Consider the following 11,966-nt stretch of genomic DNA (forward strand, 5'->3'; position numbering starts at 1 on the left):
CTCGACGAGATCACCTACATGCTCAAGTTCGGCTATCTCGACATTGCCACGGTCCGCGAGGCACTCGCCAACCGGCCCACCGAGCAGACGGTGATCGTCACCGGGCGCAATGCCCATCGCGAGTTGCTCGACATGGCCGATACCGTCACCGAGATGCAGGAAGTGCGGCATGCTTTCAATGATGGCCTCCAGGCACGCCGTGGCATCGACTACTGAGTGACGTGCTCAAGGAGACTGGGATGCCCGCTCCAGAGCCTGGCAGATCTGCTCGATGCCCTCGACGAGGCGTGGCCCCGGGCGGCTGATGGGATCGGGGTCGAGGGTGTAAAGGTGGTCATCGCGCACCGCCGGCAACCAGTCTTGGCCTTGCCAGTCATGCTGCCAATCATCGTTGCGCGCGGCCGAAAGAATCACCTCGGGACGCGCCTCGATCAGCGCTTCACGTCCTATTTCGGGCACCAGCACCGAGCGCTCGGCGAACAACGGTTTCCCCCCGCAATGGCGGATCGCCTGGGTGATGATATGCCCATCGCCCAGCGTGGTCAGGGGGTCATGCCCCAATTGATAGAACACACGCGGCGTTTCCTTGAGCGTTTGCCGCGATGCGGCGAGGCGTGACTCGAACGCGTCGGCCGCGCGCTCCGCCGCCTTCGAGTGACCGGTGAGACGCCCCAGATCACGCAGATCGTCCGCCACGTCGTCGAGATGGCGTGGCTCGCTCTCGTAGACCGGCACGTCCAGAGCGTCGAGACGTTCCACCACGCTACGCGGCGTACCGCTGCGCCAGGTCACGACGAGGTCCGGCTCGCGGGCCATGATGGCCTCCAGCGCGATGCCTCGATAACTGCCCACACGGGACACGTCCTTGGCCGCCTCGGGGTAATCGCTGCCCTGCAGCACCCCCACCAGCCGTTCGCCGGCCTTCACCGCATAGAGCATTTCCACGATATGCGGCGCCAGCGCCACGACACGCTTGGCGGGGGCTTCGAGCGTGACCGTATTGCCGGCATCGTCGGTCACCTCGAGCGCCGCCAGTGCCGTGCCTGACGATGACAGCGCGGTCATCGTCAGCAGGTATGCAAGAAACAAGCAAATACGGCGCAACCTCACGACTCCCATAGCCACTTTCGGGCACGCAGGATAGCATGCTCGCATGAGTCGCTCGCCTTTGGCGGCGACTCAGTTTCTCAATACCCACAGGAGGTTTGCATGATGCGCAAGGATATTCGCCTTCCTTTCATGGCGACGGCGCTGCTCGGCGCGTTGCTGGTAGCCGTACCCCAGGCCCAGGCCAAGCCCGGCCCCAAGACGTCGCATGAACTTCACGTACAGGCACAGTCGAGTCTCGACGTGGCGCCGGATATGGCGCGTCTCAACGCACGCTTGTGGGAGCGCACCCCCGCCGTGGCTCGGAGTGAGGAAGGCAGTGACGCCCAGGCCCTCGGCGATGCACGCGAGCAACTGGAATCACGTACTGGCGATCTGATTCGTGCTCTGGAAGATGCCGGCGTGGAAAGCAACGACATTCAAGCCGGCTCGCTCAATGTTCGCCCCGAGATCATCTCGCGCTCACAGCAGAACGATGACGCGGAAGATCAGGTACGGACCCAGGTAGAGCGTCCCGTGAGTGTCACGATCCGCGACCTCGAACGTTTGCCGAGCATTCTCGATGCGCTGACCGCCGCTGGCGTGGATGCACTGGATGGCGTCGAATACGACCTCAAGGACCGCGACGCCGCCACCGACAAGGCGCTGTCGAAAGCCCTCGAGCGCGCCACGCACAAGGCGCAGCTGATGGCCGACACGCTCGAGGTCAAGCTCGGCGATGTGATCAATGTCCAGGAAACGCAATCCCCCAGCTACACGCCGCGTACCATGATGATGCGCGCCGAGTCCGCCGACGCTAAATCCGCGCCGGAATACCGCGCCGGGGAAATCGCCATCGACGCCGGCGTCAACGTCACCTGGGAAATCGAAGACTAGATTCGATCATGGCGACTCTGACATGAAGAAGCCCGGCCTTGGCCGGGCTTCTTCATGGATGCAAAGCATACTTGCTACGCTGCATTCAACCGACGAACTGGCGCTTCACGCGCGGACTCAGCATCTCACCGAGCACGGTGATCGCCACCAACACCGCTAGGAACCACGGCCATTGGCTACCGATGTCGATGCTCATCACGCCCAGCGCGTCGATGAAGATCAGCACGATCCCCAGCGGACTGACATAACGCACCATCAACAGCCACAGGGCATGCTGCCACCTGGAAAGGCGCAGTTCGTCGCGGAAGATCTCATCGCGCAGCAGGAAGCCGGCCATCAGGCAGAGTCCCAGACCGCCCAGCGGCATCATCCAGCGCGATGTCAGGTAATCGAGCCAATCGAAGAAGTTCTTGCCGGCGAGCGTCCAATCGGCGCCCAGATTGAACGACAGCATGGCCAAGGTGCTCAGCAGCCAGAGCACGATGCCACTGCTCCAGGCCGCCGCCTTGCGACTCATGCCCTTGCGCTCGGTCAACCAGGCCACGGTGGCTTCGACCATCGATACCGCCGAGGTCAACGCCGCCACGCTGAGCATCATGAAGAAGATGACTTGCAGTACACTACCCATCGGCATCTGCTGGAATGCCAGAGGCAGACTCATGAAGATCAACCCCGGGCCGCCGGCCGGATCCATGCCGTTGGCGAAAATCGCCGGAAAGATCGCCAGCCCCGCCATCAACGCAATCAGCGTGTCGCAGATCGCCACAGTGAACGTCGTCCGCGCGATGGACTTGTTATCGGGCAGGTACGCGCCATAGGCCATGATCGCCCCGGCCGACAGTGACAGCGTGAAGAACGCATGTCCCATCGCCGCCAGCAGCCCTGCGCTCGACAGCTTACCGATCTCGAAGGAAAACAGGAACGTCACCGCCTCGCCGAAACCACCCGAGAACATGGCGTAGACGATCATCGCCAGCAGCAACAGTACCATCCCCGGCATCATCCAGCGCATGTTGCGTTCGATGCCTTCCTGCACCCCTTTGCCGACGATACACATGGTCACCACCGTAACCAGGGTGCTCCATGCGCCCAGGCTCAGCGGATTGGCATTGTTGGCCCCGAAGATGGCCGCCATGTCGTCGACACTACCGCCTTGCAAGCCGCCACTGAGCGCCTTCCATAGATAGGCCAGCGACCACCCGGCGACGACCACGTAGAACGACAGGATCATGAACCCAGCGAGCATCGACATCCAGCCGAAGCCGGACCAGATCTTGCCGCGCCCGGACTCCTGTGCCACACGCTTGACGGCATCGATGGGACTGCCGCGACCGCGCCGTCCGAAGGCAATCTCGGTCATCATCGCGGGAATACCGATACACAGAATGCAGGCCAGATAAACGAGCACGAAGGCGCCGCCGCCGTACTCCCCGGTCATGTAGGGAAATTTCCAGATATTGCCCAGGCCCACCGCCGAGCCCGTCGCCGCCAGCACGAAGCCCCAGCGGCCGATCCAAAGATTTTTCGGTTGCTGTCTTGCCGTCATGGTTCACCTGAAGGGTTATTGTTGTGGTTCATGCAGCGCGGCGCGAGCACTTGCCACCGCGAGATTCTACCGTTTTCCGTTGGCATTTCGCGAACCGCACGCCATATTCTCAAGGCGCACCCTTGGGCTCGGTTCGAATTTCAGGGTCCACTTCAGAAAGGCCAATATTAACGACTTGGAAGCTTGCATCATTTCGATAATTATTTAAATATAGAAAGATCATGATCCACTCACCCGCCTCGGACACAGCATGCTACTCGCGCTTCCCATCTTCATCGCCACGCTCGTCCTGGTCATCTGGCAACCACGCGGCCTGGGCATTGGCTGGAGCGCAAGCGCCGGCGCTCTGGTCGCCCTGCTCACCGGCGTCATACATCTCGGGGATATTCCCGCCGTCTGGGACATCGTCTGGAACGCGACCTTTACCTTCATCGCCATCATCATCACCAGCCTGCTCCTCGACGAGGCCGGCTTCTTCGAGTGGGCGGCACTGCATATCGGGCGCTGGGGCAATGGCCGAGGTCCTCGTCTGTTCGCCCTGGTAGTCCTGCTCGGCGCCCTGGTGGCGGCAGTCTTCGCCAATGACGGCGCCGCGCTGATTCTCACGCCTATCGTCTTCGAGATGCTCCTCGCTCTGGGATTCAGTGCCGGCGCTACCCTGGCCTTCGTCATGGCGGCCGGATTCATCGCCGATACCGCCAGCCTACCGCTGGTAGTCTCCAATCTGGTCAACATCGTCTCGGCGGACTATTTCGAGATCGGCTTTGGCGAATACGCCAAGGTCATGGTGATGGTCAACGTCGTCTCGGTCCTGGCATCGCTGGGCATGCTATACCTGTTCTTCCGCCGCGCCATCCCCGCTACCTATGCGCTCGAGGAATTGCGCGCGCCCCGCGAGGCGATCCGCGACTCGGCGGTATTCAAGGCCGGCTGGTGGGTACTAGGCCTACTGCTGATCGGCTTTTTCGTCGCCGAGCCGCTGGGCGTGCCGGTCTGCGTGATCGCCGCCATCGGCGCGCTGATTCTCTTCGTCATCGCCCAGCGCGGCCAGCATATTCGCACTCGCAAGGTGCTCCGTGAGGCGCCCTGGAACATCGTGGTGTTCTCGCTGGGCATGTACCTGGTGGTCTACGGGCTGCGCAATGCCGGTCTCACCGACATGATCGCCGGCGGGCTGGAATGGCTAGGCGGGCATGGCCCATGGCTCGCGACGCTGGGCACCGGCTTCATCGCCGCCGGGCTATCTTCGGTGATGAACAACATGCCTACCGTGCTGGTCGTGGCGCTGTCGATCGATGCCAGCGATGTGGCCGATCTGACCCAGCAGGCGATGGTCTACGCCAATGTCATCGGCAGCGACCTGGGCCCCAAGATCACCCCCATCGGCAGCCTGGCCACCTTGCTCTGGCTGCATGTGCTGGCACGCAAGGGCATGCAAATCAGCTGGGGCTACTATTTTCGAGTGGGGATCGTGCTCACCGTGCCGGTATTGACGATCACGCTGCTGGCGCTGGCCGCCTGGCTACAGCTGCTCAGCGCATAACGAGGCAGGTCCAGGGTCAGCAGCGCCCTGCATCGTCAGACAACCGGCACTGCTCAGGTTGGTCATCGCAACAATGCGCGGTCAAATAATCCACCAAGCCGCGCATGTGCGAGAAATCGGCACGGTAATGCACATGGCGACCGTGCGATTCGCCATGCACCAGGCCGGCGTGGGACAGCTCCTTGAGATGAAAGGAGAGTGTCGAGGGCGATACTTCCAGCGCCTCGGCGATATCGCCGGCAAAGGCGCCGTCGGGGCCGACACCGACCAGATAACGGAAAATCGCCAGGCGCGTGCGCTGCGCCAGCGCCGAGAGTGCCGAAAGCGCGTCGTTGGTTTCCATGGTTGCACAACAATTGAAGTGACGTTGATCCCCGACTATCCCATACAGGAGGCCCCTATGCACGATCTTCCCAACCTCGAGGACGCGCACTTCGCTGCTCCCTCCGTCGAGGGTTTGTTCGATACGCCGCCCGGTACTCATGCGCCGCGCATCCTGATGCTTTACGGGTCATTGCGCGAACGTTCGTTCAGCCGCCTAGTCAGCGAGGAAGCCGCCCGCTTGCTGCGCGCCATGGGCGCCGACGTACGGCTATTCGATCCACGCGATCTACCACTTCCCGACAGCGAGGATGCCACGCATCCCAAGGTACAGGAGCTGCGCGATCTGGCGCAGTGGTCGGAAGGGATGGTGTGGTGCTCGCCGGAACGTCACGGTTCGATGAGCGCCATCATGAAGGCACAGATCGACTGGATTCCACTTTCTCTGGGAGGCGTACGCCCGACTCAGGGCAAGACCCTGGCGGTCATGCAGATCTGCGGCGGCTCGCAGTCCTTCAATACGGTCAACCAGCTGCGCGTTCTCGGGCGCTGGATGCGTATGCTCACCATCCCCAACCAATCCTCGGTACCCAAGGCATTCCTGGAATTCGACGACGCAGACCGCATGCAGCCCTCACCGCTTTATGACCGCATCGTCGATGTCATGGAAGAGTTGATGAAATTCACGCTGCTGGTGCGGGACCGCAGTGACTACCTGACCGATCGCTATTCCGAACGTAAAGAAAGTACCGAGCAGGTCTCGCAGCGCGTCAATCAACGCGCCATGTGACTTCACGAATGCCAAGACAGCATCTTTCAGCAAACTGACACATAAAAGCATTACATTATTTTTACCATATGTATTGAAAGGATGATTTCTTAAAATAGCTCACCCTGAAAGTCGGCAACGCCTAGGAATAAATCACGATGACGGCCATCGAACGCTTACGCGCCCTTCCCTTCGAGATTCGCCAGTACCTGCTGGTGACGGGCAACTACTGGGCGTTCACGCTGACCGACGGCGCACTGCGCATGCTGGTGGTGCTGCACTTTCACCAGTTGGGCTATTCGCCGCTGGAAATCGCCCTGCTGTTCCTGTTCTACGAAGCCTTCGGCGTGGTCACCAACTTCGTCGGCGGCTGGCTCGGCGCGCGCCTCGGCCTCAATCGCACCATGAATCTGGGCCTGGGGCTTCAGTTGATCGCGCTGGGGATGCTGCTGGTGCCGGCGACGGCATTGACCGTCCCTTGGGTAATGGCCGCCCAGGCAATATCCGGGATTGCCAAGGACCTCAACAAGATGAGCGCCAAGAGCGCCGTCAAGGTGCTGGTGCCTTCGGAAAACGCCAATGCGCAAGGCGCGCTGTATCGCTGGGTGGCAATCCTTACCGGCTCCAAGAACGCTCTCAAGGGCGCCGGATTCTTTCTCGGCGGGCTGCTGCTGACGTTGATCGGGTTCCAGGGTGCGATACTCGCCATGTGGCTAATGCTCGTCGTCGTGCTGGGCCTGTCGCTATGGCGGCTGCGCGCCGATCTCGGGCGCCAGAAAGCCAAACCCAAGTTCCGCGAGGTGTTTTCCACTTCACGCGCCGTCAACGTGCTCGCCGCAGCGCGCCTGTGTTTGTTCGCGTCTCGCGATATCTGGTTCGTGGTGGCACTGCCGGTGTTCCTCTACGATCAGCATGGCTGGAACTTCTGGAGCGTCGGTATTCTCATGGCCGTGTGGGTCATCGGCTATGGCGGCATTCAAACCCAGGCGCCGCGCATCACCCGATTGCTCCACGGCGATACGCGCACCATCACCGCCGGCTGGGCACTGGCGCTGGCCTTGCTACCGGCGGTGATCGCCCTGACGCCCTTGGGTACCACCGTCCTGTGGCTAGTCATCGGCCTGCTCGCCTTCGGGGCGATCTTTGCCATCAATTCCAGTTGGCATAGCTACTTGATCGTGCGTTTCGCGCGCGCCGAAGGCGTATCGATGGATGTCGGCTTCTACTACATGGCCAATGCCGTGGGACGCCTCATCGGCACCATTCTGTCCGGTTGGGTCTACCAGGTGTACGGCCTGGCAGCATGCCTGTGGCTCTCAGCCGCTCTGGTACTGGCAAGCGCCCTGCTCGCACTGGGCCTGCCAAGACAGGTCCAGTAACGTCTCGTAGATTGTCTCCCGTCAGCGAGAAGCGACGGGAGATATCCTAGCCGCACGCTCGGTTTTCTGCTAAAGTTCCATGCTTTAGTTGGCTCCTTAGACGAAAGGCTAAAGCTCACCATCGGCCCTATACCGACACACTTGAGGGCAAAACACTCAAGTATCGAGCTTGCCGCAGCCTCACTACCAACCAAGTCCAAGGAATTATTCTCGCTTATGCATTCGATGGCATCGACAGGTCGCCAACGCGGTCTTACTCCCCCCTAGCATTATGCTCGCTGGCGCGCTTTCCACGCTGAAAGTGTCAACGCCAACCGCACTTCTACTCTCTTTCTGAAGCGCGGCATTTCCGACACTAGAAAACCGACGCAACCTGCGCTTTTTTGACGTGCGACGACGCATGCAAAACGGCTGCGTTTGCGAGACTGGCAAAAGGCTCGCTCTCCATGCAATGAGCCTTGCGGAGCCGCCTCCACGACCCCGCACAAGGACCCCTTCATGCTTCGTTCATTCCGCCAAGCATGGCTATCCAACATTCGACCTGACTTGCTCTCAGGCATCGTCGTCGCCCTGGCTCTCATACCCGAAGCCATCGCGTTCTCGATCATTGCCGGTGTCGACCCCAAGGTCGGGCTCTATGCATCGTTCTCGATCTGTGTCATCACCGCCATCGTCGGTGGACGATCAGGTATGATTTCCGGTGCCACCGGGGCCATGGCTCTGCTCATGGTCACACTGGTCGCCGAACACGGCTTGCAATACCTGCTCGTCGCGACACTGCTCACCGGCATACTACAAATTCTCGCCGGCTACCTGAAGCTCGGCGCTCTGATGCGTTTCGTCTCGCGTTCCGTCGTCACGGGCTTCGTCAACGCGCTGGCGATCTTGATTTTCCTCGCCCAACTGCCAGAACTCACTGACGTTACTTGGCATGTCTATGCGATGACGATTGCAGGGCTGGGGATCATTTATCTGTTTCCTTATATCCCCGTCATCGGGCGTATCCTGCCATCGCCCCTGATCTGCATCGTGGTGCTGACAGCCGTTTACATGATCAGCGGACTGGATATCCGCACGGTCGGTGACATGGGCGAGCTTCCCGATACGCTACCGGTATTCCTATGGCCGGACGTTCCTCTCAATCTGGAGACCTTGCTGATCGTACTGCCCTACTCGGTCATGCTGACCGTCGTCGGGCTGATGGAATCGATGATGACAGCCACCATCGTCGACGACCTTACCGACACGTCCAGCAACAAGAACCGGGAGTGCAAGGGCCAGGGCGTCGCCAACATCGGCTCAGGTCTGCTGGGCGGCATGGCGGGCTGCGCGATGATCGGCCAGGCAGTGATCAACATCAAATCGGGCGGTCGTACACGGCTCTCGACCTTCAGCGCGGGGGTCTTCTTGCTGCTGATGGTCGTCTTCCTTGCGGACTGGGTCTCCCAGATCCCCATGGCGGCGCTCGTAGCGGTGATGATCATGGTCTCCATCGGGACCTTCAGTTGGGAGTCGCTTCGCGATCTCAGGCATCACCCGATGAGCACCAACATCGTCATGCTTTCAACCGTGATCGTGGTCGTCGCCACGCATAACCTGGCGATCGGGGTCTTTGTCGGCGTGCTTCTCGCCGCGTTGTTCTTCGCCAACAAGGTCGGCCAGGTACTGTACGTCGGCAGCGAGATGGAAGACGAACAAACACGCGTCTATCGTGTGGTAGGACAGGTCTTTTTCACCTCGGCGGATCGTTTCGTGGATTCCTTCGATTTCAAGGAAACGGTCGAGCATGTCCGCATCGATCTCAGCCGTGCCCACTTCTGGGACATTACTGCCATCGGTGCGCTGGATAAGGTGGTTATCAAGTTCCGCCGAGAAGGGACCGACGTCGAAATGATCGGTCTCAACGAAGCCAGCGCCACCCTTGTGGACCGCTTCGCCGTACATGACAAGCCGGAGGCAATCGAAAAGCTGATGGGCCACTGAAAACATGACCGCAAGGCACCTGGGCAGCGAGTCATTAGTTCAGTATATCGAGATCATTAGGTAGCATGCAAACGGTTATGATGGCGTATAATGGGCGGATAAGTCCGATATCGTCACGAAAAATTCAAGACAGACTCCCGGGATCAGCGCCGGGAGCATGAGCAAGAGGAAGATCAGCAGTGAACGCTCCACTCAAGGAAACCACCACTTCGACCCAGGCACTTGAGCAACACAAGAGCTATCGCTTCGTCGCCGACCTTTTGGCCCGCGCCGATATTCAGATCAACGGCTCGCGCCCTTGGGACATGCAGGTACATTCATCCGAGGTCTTCGACCGCGCGCTGGTCGAGGGCAATCTTGGGCTTGGCGAGGCATACATGGCCGGACTGTGGGATGCCGAGCGTCTCGACGAGTTCTTCACTCGCCTGCTCCGTGCCAAGATCGACAAGGCCGTTCAGCCTTCCAAACTGGTGTTCCACGCCCTGCGTGCAAAGTTCACCAATCTGCAAAGCGTCAAACGTGCCTGGAAAGTCGGCGAAGCACACTACGACCTGGGCAATGACTTCTACGCGACCATGCTCGATAAGCGCATGACCTATACCTGCGGGTACTGGCACGACGCCGAGACCCTGGATGCCGCTCAGGAGGCCAAGCTCGACCTGATCTGCCGCAAGCTGGATCTCAAACCCGGCATGCGCATTCTGGATATCGGCTGCGGCTGGGGCAGCTTCATGGCCTACGCCGCCGAGCATTATGGGGTGGAATGCGTCGGGCTCACGATCTCGCGCGAGCAGGCCGACTACGGGAAGTCCTTGATGAAGAAGGGACTTCCCGTGGAATTTCGGCTTCAGGACTATCGTGAGATCAACGAAGAGTTCGATGCCATCATCAGTATCGGCATGTTCGAGCATGTCGGCCGCAAGAATCATCGCGAGTACATGGAAGTCGCCCATCGTTGCCTCAAGGAAGGCGGCCTCTTCATGCTGCATACCATCGGCAAGAACGTCCGCGAAAGCACGCCAGACCCGTGGGTCGACAAGTACATCTTCCCCAACGGGGACCTTCCTTCCATCGGCCAGATCGGTGATGCCGCAGGCGGGCTTTTCGTGACCGAAGACCTGCACAACTTCGGCGCCGATTACGACAAGACACTGATGGCCTGGTGGGAGAATTTCGAAGCGCACTGGCCACAATTCAAGGAACGCTACGGCAACGAGTTCTACCGCATGTGGCGTTATTACCTGCTGTCGTGCGCCGCTGCCTTCCGGGCGCGCGATATACAGCTATGGCAGTGGGTTCTGGCCAAGCCCGGCGTACCCGGCGGCTATTCACGCGTTACCAACTGAACCTTCAACTCACTGGAAAGGAAGCGTAGTGGGCTATAGACGTATCATCGTCCAGCATTACGGTATTCTAGCGATCGGCTTTCTAGCCGTCTTCTCCGGCAACCTCGGACAGACCTTTCTGGTCGGGTTTTTCCAGCCGGCCATTTCCGAGAGCTTCTCTCTGAGCAGTGGCCAGTTTGGTATTGCCTATTCGCTGGTCACCTTGATCTCGGGCTGCCTGATCTTCTTCATCGGGCCCAAGCTGGATTGGTGGCCGGCCCGACGCTTCGCCACGTTCGTCGTGTGCGGGATGGCGCTGGGAATCCTGCTGCTGACACTATCGCCTTGGGCCGCCCTGGCGCTGATGGGCTTCGGGCTCATCCGTTTTTGCGGCCAGGGAATGTTCGTGCACCTGGGCACCACCACAGCGGCGCGACGCATCGTGCAAGCACGCGGCAGCGCCCTGGCGCTGGTGACACTGGCCATTCCACTGGGCGAGGCCATTCTGCCCAGTGGCATTGCGAGCGCTCTGCACGTGTGGTCCTGGCGGGAAATCTGGTGGGGTGCCTTGGCGGTGTTGATGCTCGTGTGGATACCGGCGCTGCTGCTTTATCCCAATTGGCCGCCACCCAGTCAGACACGGACAACCCAGAAGCACGACGCCGAGCAGAAGAAGACCACCACGCCCACGCCACGACCGTTACGCGAAGCACGCTTCTGGCGCTTGAGTTTGATGATGCTGTCGGTTGCCATCGTCAATACTGGCATCTTCGTCTTTCAAGCGGACATGGTCGATGAGTTCAACGCTACGCCCTCGACCTTCGCCATCGGCTTCGCCCTGGCGGCCGCAGGACGTGTCGCCGGCTCACTTGTCGCAGGGCGCATGGTCGACCGCCTGGGGCCGGCGCTGATGGGCCGGCTCTACCTGTTGCCCTTACTTGCGGGGCTCGTCCTGGCGGTTATCCTGCAAAACGCCTGGGGAATATTAGCTTACATGTTGCTGTCAGGCATCGTGACAGGCATGCAGGAACCTACTGTCACCAGCTTGCTGATCCAGTTCTGGGGTAGCGAGCACCTCGGACGTTTGCGCTCGATTTTCGTGGCGGGCATGGTGTTC

Annotated in this window: 11 protein-coding genes; 8 read left to right on the forward strand and 3 right to left on the reverse strand. The window is 60.3% G+C overall.

The genetic code is table 11. The features are described 5' to 3' along the window. On the forward strand, positions 1-216 hold a 216-nt coding region (locus OP495_RS14940), incomplete at its 5' end, for a cob(I)yrinic acid a,c-diamide adenosyltransferase (RefSeq protein WP_280570430.1). A 9-nt stretch (positions 217-225) separates the two neighbouring features. Here OP495_RS14940 and OP495_RS14945 read toward each other — a convergent pair. Continuing rightward, positions 226-1,104 carry a cobalamin-binding protein gene (locus tag OP495_RS14945; protein ID WP_280570431.1) on the reverse strand — a complete coding sequence of 293 codons (879 nt, stop codon included), beginning with the start codon at positions 1,102-1,104 and terminating at the stop codon, positions 226-228. Between the two features lie 105 nt (positions 1,105-1,209). Between OP495_RS14945 and OP495_RS14950 the strand changes: the two genes are divergently transcribed. Then, positions 1,210-1,983 (forward strand): SIMPL domain-containing protein, encoded by a 774-nt coding sequence (locus OP495_RS14950; RefSeq protein ID WP_280570433.1) that lies wholly within the window; start codon positions 1,210-1,212, stop codon positions 1,981-1,983. An 85-nt stretch (positions 1,984-2,068) separates the two neighbouring features. Here OP495_RS14950 and OP495_RS14955 read toward each other — a convergent pair whose 3' ends face one another. After that, the gene (locus tag OP495_RS14955) at positions 2,069-3,529 is read right to left on the reverse strand and encodes a sodium-dependent transporter (RefSeq protein WP_280570435.1); all 1,461 of its coding nucleotides are present in this window, start codon (positions 3,527-3,529) and stop codon (positions 2,069-2,071) included. A 250-nt stretch (positions 3,530-3,779) separates the two neighbouring features. On the opposite strand from OP495_RS14955, the gene OP495_RS14960 reads away from it, so the two are divergent. Beyond that, positions 3,780-5,072 (forward strand): arsenic transporter, encoded by a 1,293-nt coding sequence (locus OP495_RS14960; RefSeq protein ID WP_280570437.1) that lies wholly within the window; start codon positions 3,780-3,782, stop codon positions 5,070-5,072. Between the two features lie 16 nt (positions 5,073-5,088). Here the strand turns inward: OP495_RS14960 and OP495_RS14965 are convergent, their stop codons facing one another. Next, positions 5,089-5,415, reverse strand: coding sequence for a metalloregulator ArsR/SmtB family transcription factor (locus OP495_RS14965; RefSeq protein WP_280561428.1), 327 nt, complete (start codon positions 5,413-5,415; stop codon positions 5,089-5,091). A gap of 57 nt (positions 5,416-5,472) precedes the next feature. Here OP495_RS14965 and arsH point away from each other — a divergent pair, with 57 nt between their 5' ends. The 5 genes from arsH to OP495_RS14990 form a co-directional block, all read left to right on the forward strand. Beyond that, the gene (arsH, locus tag OP495_RS14970) at positions 5,473-6,183 is read left to right on the forward strand and encodes an arsenical resistance protein ArsH (protein ID WP_280570439.1); all 711 of its coding nucleotides are present in this window, start codon (positions 5,473-5,475) and stop codon (positions 6,181-6,183) included. Positions 6,184-6,320: 137 nt separating this feature from the next. After that, positions 6,321-7,541, forward strand: coding sequence for an organoarsenical effux MFS transporter ArsJ (gene arsJ / locus OP495_RS14975; RefSeq protein WP_280570445.1), 1,221 nt, complete (start codon positions 6,321-6,323; stop codon positions 7,539-7,541). Positions 7,542-8,039: 498 nt separating this feature from the next. After that, positions 8,040-9,524: a SulP family inorganic anion transporter gene (locus tag OP495_RS14980; protein ID WP_280570447.1), complete on the forward strand. Its 1,485-nt coding sequence runs from the start codon at positions 8,040-8,042 to the stop codon at positions 9,522-9,524. Positions 9,525-9,703: 179 nt separating this feature from the next. Beyond that, complete coding sequence (cfa, locus tag OP495_RS14985; RefSeq protein WP_280570448.1) at positions 9,704-10,870, forward strand: cyclopropane fatty acyl phospholipid synthase; 1,167 nt, start codon at positions 9,704-9,706, stop codon at positions 10,868-10,870. Positions 10,871-10,898: 28 nt separating this feature from the next. After that, a partial coding sequence (locus OP495_RS14990; RefSeq protein WP_280570449.1) for an MFS transporter occupies positions 10,899-11,966 on the forward strand: 1,068 nt, incomplete at its 3' end.

The organism is Chromohalobacter sp. 296-RDG, assembly GCF_029889885.1.
Classification (GTDB): domain Bacteria; phylum Pseudomonadota; class Gammaproteobacteria; order Pseudomonadales; family Halomonadaceae; genus Chromohalobacter.

What these genes read in the sequence shown, in the direction of transcription:
- OP495_RS14960 (WP_280570437.1), top strand. Translation starts at nt 3,780, where the DNA reads ATGCTACTCGCGCTTCCCATCTTCATCGCCACGCTCGTCCTGGTCATC.
- arsJ (WP_280570445.1), top strand. Translation starts at nt 6,321, where the DNA reads ATGACGGCCATCGAACGCTTACGCGCCCTTCCCTTCGAGATTCGCCAG.
- OP495_RS14955 (WP_280570435.1), bottom strand. Translation starts at nt 3,529, where the DNA reads ATGACGGCAAGACAGCAACCGAAAAATCTTTGGATCGGCCGCTGGGGC.
- OP495_RS14950 (WP_280570433.1), top strand. Translation starts at nt 1,210, where the DNA reads ATGATGCGCAAGGATATTCGCCTTCCTTTCATGGCGACGGCGCTGCTC.
- arsH (WP_280570439.1), top strand. Translation starts at nt 5,473, where the DNA reads ATGCACGATCTTCCCAACCTCGAGGACGCGCACTTCGCTGCTCCCTCC.
- OP495_RS14965 (WP_280561428.1), bottom strand. Translation starts at nt 5,415, where the DNA reads ATGGAAACCAACGACGCGCTTTCGGCACTCTCGGCGCTGGCGCAGCGC.
- OP495_RS14980 (WP_280570447.1), top strand. Translation starts at nt 8,040, where the DNA reads ATGCTTCGTTCATTCCGCCAAGCATGGCTATCCAACATTCGACCTGAC.